Here is a 13,125-nt window from a genome sequence, read left to right on the forward strand (position 1 = left end):
TTCCTAAGCCAATCAAAAGTAAGCTGGCGATAACAATTAAAATCAAATCAATGCTCAGTGTTAAAGTTTGGGGGGATTATGCTTGCTTCACCAATCCTGCCTTTAAGGTGGAGCGGGTGAGCTATCCAGTGATGACACCTAGTGCCGCGCGGGGGGTGTTGGAGGCGATTTTTTGGAAACCTGAGTTTATTTGGCAAGTGGAAGAAATCCACGTTCTGAAGCCGATTCGTCATTTTTCAATTACCCGCAATGAGGTCAACTCTCTGCAAAGCGATTGCGCCGCCCGTCAAGAGAGCTACCGCTATTTTGCTGATGAAGATCGTGCCCAGCGCCATACCCTAGCACTGCGGGATGTGGCCTATGTGATCAAGGCTCAGATTGTTCTACGTCCCCATGTCAATGCTGACATTGCCAAGTACTGTGAGCAGTTTCGCCGTCGGGTCAGGAAGGGGCAATGCCACCACCAGCCTTACCTAGGTACTCGTGAATTTAGTGCCTTCTTTGAGGAACCTACGCCAGCGGATCAGCCGATTGCCCACAGTGATGATTTGGGGTGGATGTTGCTGGATGTCGTCTATGAGCAGGATACCAAGGTAAAGACCCTCAGCTACTGGCGCCACGATGGCAATGGCGCCCATTTAACTACTGGGAAAGCAGAGCCAAAGTTTTTCCATGCGCGATTGATTAATGGTGTCTCAAGGGTGTCCCAAGTTGCGATCGCCCTTCGGGGCGATCGAGGATTGAAACCCCTTATTTGGCGGCACAAACGGAGGTAAAGGCAGTTGCGATCGCCCTTCGGGGCGATCGAGGATTGAAACTCGCCCCAGTTTGCAAAATACTGCCTTAGTGAGGTTGCGATCGCCCTTCGGGGCGATCGAGGATTGAAACGACACTCACAGCATCAAAGCGATCGTCCCCGGGACGATATGACAGGATTTCTAAACCAATTGGCTCCCCAGTCACCCCATCCTTGAACAAAATCACCCCATCTCCAAGTTCTGTCGCAACTTGGTTTCTTCGTGGAACTTGCCAGAATACACTTAACAGCTCTGTTTCTGGCTCATAAAATACTCTTATTTGAGCCACACTCTCTCCCCTTCTTTAATGGCATCAGTTTGATAAGCAGTGATTAAAAAACCATCTCCATTTAAGCGTCGTGCCACTGCAACAACCCAACGTTTTTCTCGCTGTACCCGATAAAACAATAATACTCCTGAATCTCGGCTACTGCGACGAACCTCATCTGGTGTAGAAAGAGCCAACCGCACACAATCTTCCAACTCCTCAATATCAGGGTGCTTGATGAGCAGCCGTTGCCAATACTCCTCAGAGGTTCTAACCGTAAATCCAAGCGGTGTAGAAATTTCAAATTTCATGAAACTACTGTGGTAGCAAGGGGTGTCTATCGGAGTTGCGATCGCCCTTCGGGGCGATCGAGGATTGAAACTATTCAATACGAATGACTCGCCCCATTGAATGAGGTTGCGATCGTCCTTCGGAGCGATCAAGGATTGAAACGAGGCGATCGAGGATTGAAAAGGGGGCAAAAATATGGAGAGTAGGGAACTCGAATCCCTGACCTTCGCGGTGCGATCGCGACGCTCTACCAACTGAGCTAACTCCCCGATTCTTTCTTTAATATACGGTAAACGAGGACACGATGGTCTTAAATTGGTCTTCTACCTTTGGCCATCGCTCCTCTGGAGCTGAAACACTCAGAGTATAGACCTTGCCTCGGCTCACAGCAATACTCGACAAATTGTGTCGCTGCTGAGCATTGTCCCCATCCCCCGGCAGAGTGACGGCATACTCCAGAATGTAATAAGTTTTGTCATCTGCCTTTTGGGAGGTCGCGGAGATCAGGGCAGAACTGCGCCCGCTTTCAGTTGGGGCAATGATATTTCGCAGCAGGCGATCGCCCACCTCCTCAGGGGATCCCAATTCCTCAAGAGACTTTGTGCTGGAAACCGTATTCACAACCACACTGACGTTTTCTGTCGTCTCGATAATGTCGTGAAAGACCACATCCACGGGGTCATCCACCTGTACTTGTACCCAACCGCGGGGGTAGAGAAACTCATAGCCATCGTAGCTATCCACATAGGCCTGTAGCCCACTGGTGGCCGAACACCCCCCCAGCAACATCACAAGAATCGCCAACGCTGTGGCAAAAAACCGTTGAATCATACCGTCCTTTTGCGCTGTTCTCCCCTATTGTGACACTGAAGCTGGCGTAGCGGGGCGGCGCAATTCCTCTGGATGTGAGGGGGGAATGCCCTCAATCGTAATCAGGGACTCCGTTACCGCTCGCACAATCGGAATCGCCACCGTTGAACCGTAGGCATCATCCCCCTTGGGTTCATCCACTACCGCCAAAATCACATACTGCGGCTGATCAAGGGGAAAAATAGCCGCAAAGCTCGTGATGCGCAGATTGCTGTAGGTACCGCCAATTGCTTTTTGTGCTGTGCCGGTTTTACCCCCCAAGCGGTAGCCGAGAATATGGGCGGGTTTCCCTGTACCGAAGCGCACCACTTCTCCCAGCATTCTGACCACTGCTTGACTGGTGCGCTGCGAGAAGACCCGTCGAGGGGGGCGTTGCTCAAGGCGTTTTTGCAGTTGGCCATTTTCATCGTAGAGGCCATCAATGACATGGGGAGTGACCATCTCTCCCCCGTTGGCGATCGCCCCCAATAGTTGAGCCAAATGCAGCGGCGTCAGGGAAAAGCCTTGGCCAAAGGCCGTTGTTGCCGGTTCAATGGGGTAGTTAATAAATTGCTCCGGGGGCTTTAACTGGGCGGCGGTTTCAAAGGGGAGATCACTGCCCACCTTCTCGGTCAGCCCCAAGCGATGCAGATAGCGATAGTAGTGGCGGGCGGGAATGCGGTTCATCATGTGCACCATGGCCACATTGCTGGAGTAGGCGAGAATTTGGGCAATATTGAGGGCACCGCGGCCGCCGCGTTGGCTAAAATCACTGTTTTGAATTGGCCAGCCCCCCACCGTAATCCGCCCCTCATCGGGCAGCACTGTATCGGGAGTAATGGCATTGAGTTCAAGGGCGATCGCGGTGTTGATCGGCTTAAAGGTTGATCCCGGCTCATAGAGATCCGAGACTGCCCAGTTGCGAAAAAGGGCTGGATCAGCCCGGTAGTAATGATTAGGATCGTAGGAAGGCTCTGAGACCAGTGCCCGCAGGGCACCAGTTTTCACTTCTAGGACAATGACCGTGCCCCGCTTAGCGTTGAATTTGCGTAACTGCTGTTGCAGGGCTTGGCGTGCTGTTTGTTGCAAACGAGTATCAATCGTGAGGCGCACATGGTACCCCTGACTCAAAGCACGCGGATCCGCAGGGGCAAGGGCAGGTAACCATTGACCCAAAGCATTGGTTGATAGGAGCTGGCGGTTATGGGAAACCTGTAAAAACTGGTTTTGGCTAAACTCAATCCCCGCTTGACCTTGGTGGTCACGATCCACATAGCCGACAACGCCCGCCATGAGTTCCTGCTGCGGATAAATGCGCTGCCACGCTTGGTTGAGTTCTAGCCCATCGTAGTTCAAAGCGCGAATTTTAGCAGCAGTTTCCTCATCAATGTCGTAGGCAATGGGTACCCCCGTTGGGTAGGTACTGAACTTGGCCAACAGTTGCTCTGGAGATTGCTTGAGTAAAGGGGCCAGATCGCGGGCGATCGCCCGCCGCTCCACTTTGAACTGAATTGGATGGGCAAAGAGGGTAAACACAGGCCGATCGAGAGCAACAACCGTCTCTCGGCGATCGGTAATTGGGTAGCGTGCCAAGGTTGGCGGAGTATAGCGCCGTTGTTGTTGCTGTGCCCGTGCCGCTAAGGTTTTCCCCTGAACCACTTGCAAATAAACTAGGCGAGCAACCACACCCCCCATCACCATCAGCAAAAAGCCAAAGATCAAGCCAACTCGCAAGGGGGGCAGGGATTGGTTTTGGGGGCGGGCCGTTGTCATGGATAGCGATCAGTAATTGACAGTGCGCTGCGGTGGTGGTGTCACGGGGAGCTGTTCAAAATGAGTTTTGGCAGCCATCTTGCCCTCATTGGGCACAAAAAGAACGTGTTGCGGGGTTTGGGGCACGAGACCTTGGGGCGCGCGCTGGACTTGCTGCGTCACCCGATAGCGGAGGGTTTCATTGCTCACCAGTAGCTCCCGCTCCTGCCGTTTGAGGGTTTCTAAGCGGTCATAGGCTTGACTCCACTGCTGCTCAGAGAGGGCTGACCAACCATAGAGAGGCAGTACAGCCACAAGGGCACCGGTGGCTGCCACCCCAGAAACCCATTGAATCCCCAGCAAAGTTTTTTGCCACAGGGGCATTTGCGGCTTGGGGAGAGGCCGAATTTCCGTCAGTGTTGGCGACGATTGGGGAATAAATCGGGATTTGAATTTAGGGGCAGCAACCATAGACTCCAGCACTCCTCAGCAATTTATTACCCTAAAAGATTATGACGCACTGTAAAGATACCCATAAATAAACCATCATTCGGGCAATTCATGCAAAAGTACGCGCTGCAATTCGTAGCTTTGCCGATCGCGATCGCGGGTTGAGAGCAACTTCCGCTGCATCCGCCACAATCGGTTTACGAGTCACAACTGCCAAGAGGGGATTGCCACGCCACGCCTGCTTCACCCGCCGATCTTCCAAGCTATGGAAGCTAATGACGGCAATGCGCCCTGCGGGCTTTAACCATTGGGGCGATCGCGCCAAAAATTGGTCGAGTACCGCTAGCTCTTGGTTCACATAGATCCGCAAGGCCTGAAAAACCCGTGTGGCTGGATGAATGCGTTGCCGCGGAGAAGCTTTGAGGCAGTGGGCAACCAACTGCGCCAGTTCTTGGGTGGTGGCAAGGGGACGACGGGCAACAATGTGGCGAGCAATGCGGCGGGCAAAGCGTTCTTCGCCATATTCGTAGAAAATATCCGCCAGTTCTCGCTCGCTGTAGTGATTAATCACCGTTGCCGCTGTCAAAGGGTTAGCGGGATTCATGCGCATATCGAGGGGGGCATCAAAGCGAAAACTAAAGCCCCGCTCTGGACGATCCAACTGGGCGGAACTCACTCCTAAATCTGCGAGAATGCCATCAAACATCGGCTCAGCCACAGGCAGATCAGCAAAGTTGCCGTGCCAAAACTGGACGCGATCGCCAAAGGGGGCGAGGAATTCCTGAGCCGCCGCTAGAGCCATCGGGTCTTGATCGATCGCCAGCACCCGACAGGTAGGTTCACTGCGCAATAGCAGTGCCGTGTGGCCGCCACCTCCCACCGTTGCATCCAAATAGAGTCCCCCGGCCTTGGGTTGCAATGCCTCCAGAACTGCGCTTGCCAGTACCGGTTGATGGTAGGTGGAAAATTCCAAATCTTGCATGAGCGGATCAGAACCAGCGTAAAATTTGCCACAGCACAGTCCCTTGGAGAGCAGCCGCCGTGAACGATACTTCCCTCAACTTAGCCGATGAACTGCTGATACGGGATCAACTCGTGCAGCAACTCTCAGAGGAACTCTATCAACTCATGGTGCAGCATCCTGAGTTATTTGTGCGCTTTTACCAAGCCCGCAAGACCGAGGCAGCCAATGCCGCAGCCCTGAAGTTGCTGCAAGCCCAAGTGCAACAGGTGGAAGCACAAATTGCTGCCTATCAAGAACAGATCCTTGCCTACCAGCAGCAGAGCCAAAGTCGTGAAGCGGAAATGAATGAATTGAAAGCTCAAGTCATTGAATTGAGCGATCGCAATGAGATGCTAGAGCGCGTCATCCAAGAAATGCCCGAAGTCTATCGGCAAAAATTTAGTGAGCGGCTGAGTCAAGTGAAACTCAAAATTGAAAGCCTCGAAAAAGAAAACGCGCAACTGCGTGCCGAACTGCGGAATCTGCAAACCCTCTTGGCCGCTCAAGCCCGCCAGCAACAACAGCAGGGATTCCCCTCATTGCAACCTGCGCGCGTTGGCTTGATTCCCAGCTTTAATACCTAGGTGGACAGGAATCAAAGCGTGACCGCTGCCAACGAAGATCTACGGGAACTCAAAAAAATACTAGAAGACTTTTTTACAGGGTTTCCCGTCAAGGTCTATCTATTCGGCTCGGCTGCCCGTGGTGCTCTCTGCCAAAGCTCTGACTTAGATGTCGGGATTTTGCCCCTTGCACCACTGCCCGTGGGGCTGTTGAGTGAGTTGCGGGAGCGCCTAGAGATGTCCAATTTGATCTATCCAGTCGATGTCGTGGATTTATCAGAAGTGTCCGCCGACTTTCGATCGCGAGTGATTGCAGAGGGAATTGAGTGGATCGGCTCAGGGAACGATTAGTGGTTGCCCAAAGAGCGCTAGCTGCTTTGCAAGAATTGCCCTTGGGTAAGCGCACAGATACGATTATTCGGGATGCTGCAATTTAGCGATTTGAATACACCCTAGAAGCCGTCTGGAAAGCAGCACAACTATATCTACGGGAACGCGAAGGATTAGACATCGCCTCACCGAAGGGCGTGATCCGTGCTTGCTTGGCTGTTGGCCTACTTACTCCAGAGGAAGGCCGTTTAGCGCTAAAAATGGTGGATGATCGTAACTTAACCGTCTACACCTACAATGAGACCTTGGCAGATGCAATTTTCTCGCGGTTAGCACAGCACGCCATGCTCATGGATCGCTGGTTAGCTGCCCTCGCAGCAGGAGGATTAGAGGATTGAAAATACGGATTTGGTGTGCGGCACAGCCAAGGGAAGCTGAACTGTCTGCGGATCAAGTCGCGACCCAAGTGGTACCCCTGCTGCAACAGTGCCAAGACAGTGCCGAGATTGCCATCTGTCCTCTCGATGCCCCGATCGCGATCGCTCCCCAACCGCAGGTGCTAGACTATAGCCTCACCCATTGGGCATCATCCGAGCTTTGGCAGCAGTGTCAAGCGTTGCGTGCCTTGGTTACCCAGTGGGGGATACGAACCAGCACAGGGGGTCTCTATCAGTTGCCACTAGCGCAAACGGCAAAGGGGACGCTCTTTGGCGAAATCATTGGCTGCCTTGAAGGGACATGGCAGTTACCTATCCATGCCAGCGATCGCCAGCGACAAACCCTCTATGCCCTCGGACGGCGACTCCTAGATCACTTACAGGCACCGGTGGGCTGCTATTTTCTGCAATTTGGCTGGCAGGGGGAAGTGATCTTTGAGCGACTGTGGCCTTTTCCAACCGTGGCGGCCCTAGCCAGTATTGGTGTGCAAACGCCTGATTGGTTCACAGCTCACTACCAGTGTTTAAGCGCCATGCCCCTGCGGGATCTGCGGATTCCCGCTCGCGAGACAGTGCGGCGATTAGAATAGAGAGCGCAGCGTTTGGAAAAGTGAAGCGTGAAGATTGTCCGCCGGCGGCTAGTGGGTTGGCAACCGGTCTATGACATTGGTTTAGCTGGGGATCACAATTTTCTCTTGGCCAATGGAGCGATCGCCGCCAATTGCTTTAACAAGTCCCACTCCACGGCCTACGGCTATGTGACCTATCAAACCGCCTTTCTCAAGGCCAACTTTCCCGTCGAGTACATGGCCGCCTTGCTCACGGCGAATAGTGGCGACCAAGACAAGGTACAGCGCTATATTGCCACCTGCCTCAGCATGGGGATTGAGGTTCTTCCCCCCGATGTGAATCGCTCGGATATTGACTTTACGCCCGTGGGGGACAAAATTCTTTTTGGTCTGTCGGCCGTACGCAATGTTGGTCAGGGAGTGATTGAGGCCATTTTGCAGGCACGGGCAGAGGGGGGTGCCTTTCAAAGTTTGGCGGATTTTTGCGAACGGGTTCCGCGTGCGGGGGGCGATAGTCGCATTCTCAACCGTCGTGCCCTTGAATCCCTGATTGCCTGTGGTGCCATGGATAGTCTGCATCCGCAGCGCAACCGCAACCAACTGATGCAGGATCTCCCCCTCGTGCTGGAGTGGGCACAGGCGCGCGCCAAGGATCGGGCGGTGGGGCAAGTCAACCTCTTTGATATGTTGGCGGGTGGCTCCAGCAATGAATCCGGCGGTAGCTATGACCCAGCCCCCAGTGCGCCCCCAGTGGACGACCTACCGGATGCCGAAAAGCTCCGCCAAGAAAAAGACCTACTGGGATTTTATGTGTCGAACCATCCCCTCAAGGATATTCATCGGCCAGCGGCCATGATTGCCCCTATTAGCTTGGCGGATCTCGAGCAGCACACAGGTCAAGGGATAGTGAGTGTCATTGCCCTGCTCACAGGACTCAAGCCCATTACCACTAAGCGCGGCGAGCGGATGGCCATTGTGCAGTTGGAAGACCTCACGGGTCAAGCGGAAGCTGTCGTCTTTCCCAAAGCCTACGAGCGCATTCATGGGCAGTTACAGCTTGATCATCGGCTACTGCTGTGGGGCACCCTAGAGATGCGCGACGATCGCCCCCAACTCCTGATTGAAGATGCCGAACCCCTTGAAGCGGTGAAGCTGGTGCTTGTGGATTTGCCTGTTGAGCAAGCGGGGGACATTCAAGCCCAAAGTCGCCTCTCGGAAGTGCTCAAACAACAGGTGGGCGACATGCCCAAGGTGCCGGTAGTGGTCAAAGTGACCGATGGCTACCATGCCCAGTACGTACGCCTAGGACCACAGTTTCGCGTTGAAGATGCCGATCGCGCACGCCATGCCCTTGCTAGTGCCGGTTTTCAGGCTGAAGCGAGTGAACTGTTGAGTCTCAAGCTCTAGGCAAAGACATCCCTAAAGAAGGCAATGGCTTCCCCAAGGGCAGCAATAAACTGATCAATTTCAGCGCGGGTGTTGTAGAAATAGAGGCTGGCCCGTGCCGTGGACTGAACCCCTAAATGGCGGTGCAAAGGCTGTGTGCAGTGGTGTCCTGCGCGGATGGCAATCCCCGACTGATCAAGGATGGTCGAGAGATCGTGGGGATGCACCTCACCAACGGTAAAGCTGGCCAAGGCAGCGCGATCGCCGGACTTCGGGCCATAGAGGGTGACACCGGGCAGTTCTTGGAGGCGTTCAAAGAGATAGGCGGTGAGTTCCTGTTCGTAGGCATGGATGCGCTCCATCCCCCACTGGCTCAGATAATCCACCGCTGCCCCAAGGGCGATCGCCTCCGCAATCGCTGGCGTTCCCGCCTCAAACTTATGGGGAATATCGGCATAGGTGGCATGGTCGAGAAAGACATCGGCAATCATTTCGCCACCGCCCAAGAAGGGGGGCATTTGCCGCAGGAGTTCCGCGCGTCCCCAGAGGAAACCAATGCCCGTGGGTGCACACATTTTATGACCGGAGGCCACCAGCCAATCGCAGCCCAACTGCTGCACATCAATGGGGAGGTGAGGCACACTTTGGCAGGCATCCACCAGTACCCGCGCCCCCTTGGCATGGGCAAGACGCACAATCTCGGGAATCGGGTTCAGGCACCCCAGCGTGTTGGATACATGGGCGACGGCCACTAACCGCGTGCGATCGCTCAAAAGACTTTCGTAGTGGTTGAGATCAAACGTTTGCTCTGGCGTCAGTTCGACAAACTTGAGGCGAGCACCGGTTTTCTGAGCCACAAACTGCCACGGAATCAAATTACTGTGGTGCTCCATCACCGTCAGGATCATTTCATCCCCTGCCTGCAGCGTATTCATGCCCCAACTATAGGCCACGAGGTTAATCGCCTCACTGGCATTGCGGGTATAGATAATCTCCTCGGCATGGGGGGCATTGACAAAACGCGCCACTTTTTCCCGTGCCCCTTCGTAGGCCGTGGTCGCCTCAGCACTCAGGGTATGTACGCCCCGATGGACGTTGGAGTTGTAGCGACGATAGTAGTCCTCAAGGGTATTGAGAACTGCCAAGGGCTTTTGGGAGGTGGCTGCATTGTCAAAGTAAATCAAGGGGCGATCGTGCACCTGTCGCGCCAAAATCGGAAAGTCAGCACGGCAAAGGTCAGCGAGGGAGCGGCTCGGGGCGATCGTCATAGTGGTTGTGGTGACATCAGTAACATTCAGGAATTTCCTAGCAAGTCCCCACGGCATTTGCAGGGATACATTTCTCACTATACTCCCTTCCCCCTCGCAGAAGGTGGTTTGAGGCTGAACAGGAATAGCAAACCGCTATCTTGATCCCCGTGCAGAATAAATGTTATGAAATCCTGACATTTGATCCCTGCGAAAGACTAAACTGCGTATAAATCCCTAGGAGTGTGCCCGAATTCCCTTGACGCCCCAAGACTTTTTTGCCAAAGATCAAGGGCAAAGGATAGCTCTGTCTATCAACCCACGATAAGGAGGCACCCATGCCGAAAGATCGCCCCCCTTTAGAAGAAATGACCTTGCGGCAGTTGCGGCGCGTCGCCAGTGAACTGCAAGTGTCCCGTTATAGCCGTATGCGCAAAGATCAACTCCTCGCTGCCATCCGTGAAAAGCAGGCGCAAGCCAACGGATCCACCACTACCATTTCTGTCCAACCTGTCCCCTCTAATCTGGAGTCGCAAGAAAAAGTGGAAGCAGCAAAATTTGACCTCGGTCCTGCTCAAGAGGATGTTCTCTTGGCCTCTGTAGATGAAGGTCTTGGGGATTTGCCGGGGGGCTATGGTGAAAGCCGCATTGTCCTCATGCCCCGGGATCCGCAGTGGGCCTACGCCTATTGGGATGTGCCCAACGAGCACCGCGAAGAATTGCGGCGGCAAGGGGGTCAGCAACTGGCTCTCCGGCTCTACGATGCCACGAATATCAACCTCGATAGCCAAATTCCCCACAGTGTTCAGGAGTACCCCTGCGATGAGTTGGCGCGGGAGTGGTATCTGCCCATCCCCGTGAGCGATCGCGACTATGTGGTGGAAATTGGTTACCGCTGTGCCGATGGCCGCTGGTTGGTTCTAGCCCGTTCTGCCCCTGTGCATATTCCCCCCACCTACCCCTCAGATTGGGTCTGGGATCAATTCATTACAGTGGATTGGGATATGGATCTGCGGGGCAAAACCCTCTTTGATCTGGGGGCACCCTTGGCGGGCACTGCCGAACCCCATCCCATTTACGAAGGCATCTTTGCCATGGCCGAAGGGGCCGAAGCGCAGCGGGTGGCAGGTTCTCTCTTTGGCTCCATGCACCAAGTCCCCGGCTCCATCTCCCAGTTGCCCGAAATGGCCATCAGTTCCTACGTCTTCCCCTCTGGGGTTGGCCTATGGGCTGTGCCGACGGTGTCGGGTCTGACGATGTCGGGCGTTGGCTTCTCAGCTTCGGCGGCTCCGATTCGTCCCCGCAAATTCTGGTTGGTGGCGGATGCTGAACTCATTGTCTATGGGGCTACGGAGCCAGATGCCACCGTCACCATTGGTGGGCGCCCGATCAAACTCAATCCCGATGGTACATTCCGCTTCCAAATGTCCTTCCAAGATGGCCTCATTGACTTCCCGATCTTGGCAGTGGCGGCAGATGGGGAACAAAACCGCGCCATTCACATGAAGTTCACCCGCGAAACCCCCGAACGTCGCACCAATACCAAGGAAGAAGCGGTGCTGGAGTGGCTGGCCTAAGCGAGTTGGTTGGCTCAATCCATGCCTTTCCCTCTGCCGAGTGGTGGGGGGATTTTTTTAGGCACGCAAAAAGGCAAGCAGTTCACGATTGACTAGCCCCGGCACTTCCTGTTGTGCCCAATGGCCACAGTCGGGCAGATATTTCAGCCGCCACGGTGCATGGATCCACGCTTCGATACCGTTGGCAAGGCTGGGTTGGGCGAGGGGATCATCGGCGCCCCAGAGAATCAGGGTGGGGCTGGTAATGGCTTCCGTGTGCTGTTGCAGTAGGTGCCACCACTGTTGGGGTGAAAAAAGATGGCGATAACTTTTGAGCACCGCAGCGATCGCCCCCGCTTTTTCGAGAGCCGCTTGATAGAGTTGCACGGTTTCTGCCGAGAAGGCAGCCTTGCGGATGGAGTAGCGTTGAAAGAGATCCTGCAAAAAACTCCGCAGATTATGCCCTAGCCAGTATTCCGCCAAGCCGGGGATGTGGCAAGCCAACAGTGGCCAGTTGCGCCAAAAATGCTCTACCTGTTGCCAGAGTTCCAGTCCCACACGGTAGGGGTGGGGGGTATTCAAGACGGCTAAATGCTGCACCCTCTGCGGAAAACGTGCCGCCACGTGCCAAGCAATCAGGCCACCGCAATCATGGCCGACAATGTGGGCGCGTTCATAGCCCAGTTCTTGGATCAGCGCCGTGACATCTTGGCTGAGGGTATCGAGATCATAGCCGTGGGCAGGCTTCTCGGAGTCATTGTAGCCCCGTAGATCTGGCACTACAACCTTGAAATGACGAGCCAGTACGGGAATTTGAAATCGCCAAGAGTACCAAAACTCTGGAAAGCCATGCAACAGAATCACAAGATCACCGCTGCCTTGGGTGACATAGTGCAGGCGTACTTGGTTAACGCTGAGGTACTGGTGTTGCCAACTAAGGGACGCTTCAGTCATTGAGGGTGGGGATCAAAGTAGAAGGAAAGTCCAGCTACTTTTAAGCTAGCACCGACAAAAGATCGAGGGATAGCCCCGACAGGATTAAACCGCAGTGGGGATACGGACTTCCTTGAGGAGATTGGCCAGTTCTTGCAGTTGATTGATCGCCTCTGCCCCTTCGAGTTTCATGAGTTCGCGGTCATCGCGCATTTCAGTCCAAGTGATCCCATAGTCAGAGACCAAAAAGCGAATCAGGTGGTTGTCGGCCAAGCTGACCATGAAGGAGGCACTGTTGAGTTCACCGCCACAGGTGTAGCAGGAGGCCATGTAGCCTCGATTTTCTAGGGCAATTGCCAGAGCTTGCAGGTTCAACACTAAATCGCGAATAAACTGGCGGTGTTGTTCGGCTAAACGGTAAAACATAGGACGATGCACTCCAAGCAATGAACAAAGTTATAGCACAGCTGCTAGGGAAATATTAAGACAATCTTAAGAAAGGGCAAGGCCGTACCAACGTTGTTAAATTCCTGCAGCCATTTGTAAAATTTGATAGAAAAATAAGGGAAGCTCAAATTTGTTATCGAAACCATCTTATGAAAGAGGGGACTTAACAGCTGCCCGCTGGGGATAGCCCTCCAAAGCGCGACGTTTACCTCTGGCTACCCTTTGCTCAACGTTTTAGCGGTTGTTG

At 54.0% G+C, this 13,125-nt stretch carries 13 protein-coding genes, 1 tRNA gene, 3 pseudogenes and 1 CRISPR repeat array; of the genes and pseudogenes, 7 read left to right on the forward strand and 10 right to left on the reverse strand.

What is annotated here, in order from left to right; genetic code table 11:
* Window positions 1-50 precede the first annotated feature (50 nt).
* Window positions 51-644, forward strand: a pseudogene (gene cas5c / locus RHH81_RS13030) (type I-C CRISPR-associated protein Cas5c); the annotation flags it as partial.
* Window positions 645-708: 64 nt separating this feature from the next.
* A CRISPR array of direct repeats spans window positions 709-888; the repeat unit is 37 nt; unit sequence GTTGCGATCGCCCTTCGGGGCGATCGAGGATTGAAAC.
* Here cas5c and RHH81_RS13035 read toward each other — a convergent pair.
* The 7 genes and pseudogenes from RHH81_RS13035 to rsmH all read right to left on the reverse strand — a co-directional run.
* Window positions 889-1,086 (reverse strand): annotated as a pseudogene (locus RHH81_RS13035) (hypothetical protein); the annotation flags it as partial.
* Window positions 1,074-1,376 carry a hypothetical protein gene (locus RHH81_RS09060; RefSeq protein WP_206199900.1) on the reverse strand — a complete coding sequence of 101 codons (303 nt, stop codon included), beginning with the start codon at window positions 1,374-1,376 and terminating at the stop codon, window positions 1,074-1,076. The pseudogene RHH81_RS13035 and the gene RHH81_RS09060, both read right to left, overlap by 13 nt.
* Window positions 1,377-1,552: 176 nt before the next feature.
* Window positions 1,553-1,625 (reverse strand) — tRNA-Ala (locus RHH81_RS09065).
* Window positions 1,626-1,635: 10 nt separating this feature from the next.
* On the reverse strand, window positions 1,636-2,187 hold the full coding sequence (gene psbP / locus RHH81_RS09070; protein WP_310453708.1) for a photosystem II reaction center PsbP: 552 nt from the start codon (window positions 2,185-2,187) through the stop codon (window positions 1,636-1,638).
* Between the two features lie 24 nt (window positions 2,188-2,211).
* Window positions 2,212-3,978: a penicillin-binding protein 2 gene (locus RHH81_RS09075; RefSeq protein ID WP_302678125.1), complete on the reverse strand. Its 1,767-nt coding sequence runs from the start codon at window positions 3,976-3,978 to the stop codon at window positions 2,212-2,214.
* Between the two features lie 9 nt (window positions 3,979-3,987).
* Complete coding sequence (locus RHH81_RS09080; protein WP_310742937.1) at window positions 3,988-4,428, reverse strand: hypothetical protein; 441 nt, start codon at window positions 4,426-4,428, stop codon at window positions 3,988-3,990.
* A gap of 88 nt (window positions 4,429-4,516) precedes the next feature.
* Entirely contained in the window at window positions 4,517-5,389 is an 873-nt protein-coding gene (gene rsmH, locus RHH81_RS09085) for a 16S rRNA (cytosine(1402)-N(4))-methyltransferase RsmH (protein WP_206199904.1), read from the reverse strand.
* A 59-nt stretch (window positions 5,390-5,448) separates the two neighbouring features.
* Between rsmH and RHH81_RS09090 the strand changes: the two genes are divergently transcribed.
* The 5 genes and pseudogenes from RHH81_RS09090 to RHH81_RS09110 all read left to right on the forward strand — a co-directional run bounded on the left by RHH81_RS09090 (window position 5,449) and on the right by RHH81_RS09110 (window position 8,716).
* The gene (locus RHH81_RS09090) at window positions 5,449-5,994 is read left to right on the forward strand and encodes an Npun_F5560 family protein (protein WP_149818787.1); all 546 of its coding nucleotides are present in this window, start codon (window positions 5,449-5,451) and stop codon (window positions 5,992-5,994) included.
* An 18-nt stretch (window positions 5,995-6,012) separates the two neighbouring features.
* The gene (locus RHH81_RS09095) at window positions 6,013-6,324 is read left to right on the forward strand and encodes a nucleotidyltransferase domain-containing protein (RefSeq protein ID WP_310742938.1); all 312 of its coding nucleotides are present in this window, start codon (window positions 6,013-6,015) and stop codon (window positions 6,322-6,324) included.
* Window positions 6,325-6,470: 146 nt separating this feature from the next.
* Window positions 6,471-6,701 (forward strand): annotated as a pseudogene (locus tag RHH81_RS09100) (nucleotidyltransferase substrate binding protein); the annotation flags it as partial.
* Entirely contained in the window at window positions 6,698-7,330 is a 633-nt protein-coding gene (locus RHH81_RS09105) for a hypothetical protein (protein ID WP_206199907.1), read from the forward strand. The pseudogene RHH81_RS09100 and the gene RHH81_RS09105, both read left to right, overlap by 4 nt.
* A 27-nt stretch (window positions 7,331-7,357) precedes the next feature.
* On the forward strand, window positions 7,358-8,716 hold the full coding sequence (locus RHH81_RS09110; RefSeq protein WP_310742939.1) for an OB-fold nucleic acid binding domain-containing protein: 1,359 nt from the start codon (window positions 7,358-7,360) through the stop codon (window positions 8,714-8,716).
* Here RHH81_RS09110 and RHH81_RS09115 read toward each other — a convergent pair.
* On the reverse strand, window positions 8,713-9,963 hold the full coding sequence (locus tag RHH81_RS09115) for a SufS family cysteine desulfurase (RefSeq protein ID WP_310743550.1): 1,251 nt from the start codon (window positions 9,961-9,963) through the stop codon (window positions 8,713-8,715). The two genes, RHH81_RS09110 and RHH81_RS09115, sit on opposite strands and share 4 nt — an antisense overlap.
* A 317-nt stretch (window positions 9,964-10,280) precedes the next feature.
* On the opposite strand from RHH81_RS09115, the gene RHH81_RS09120 reads away from it, so the two are divergent.
* A complete protein-coding gene (locus RHH81_RS09120) occupies window positions 10,281-11,519 on the forward strand; it encodes a DUF4912 domain-containing protein (RefSeq protein WP_149818794.1) in 1,239 nt (412 codons plus the stop codon).
* Between the two features lie 57 nt (window positions 11,520-11,576).
* Here RHH81_RS09120 and RHH81_RS09125 read toward each other — a convergent pair whose 3' ends face one another.
* Window positions 11,577-12,452 carry an alpha/beta fold hydrolase gene (locus RHH81_RS09125; protein WP_206199911.1) on the reverse strand — a complete coding sequence of 292 codons (876 nt, stop codon included), beginning with the start codon at window positions 12,450-12,452 and terminating at the stop codon, window positions 11,577-11,579.
* A gap of 84 nt (window positions 12,453-12,536) precedes the next feature.
* Window positions 12,537-12,857, reverse strand: a complete 321-nt coding sequence (locus tag RHH81_RS09130) for a DUF1815 family protein (RefSeq protein WP_149818796.1) — start codon at window positions 12,855-12,857, stop codon at window positions 12,537-12,539.
* Window positions 12,858-13,125: the final 268 nt, after the last annotated feature.

Source organism: Thermosynechococcus sp. PKX95, from assembly GCF_031583295.1.
Taxonomy (GTDB): domain Bacteria; phylum Cyanobacteriota; class Cyanobacteriia; order Thermosynechococcales; family Thermosynechococcaceae; genus Thermosynechococcus.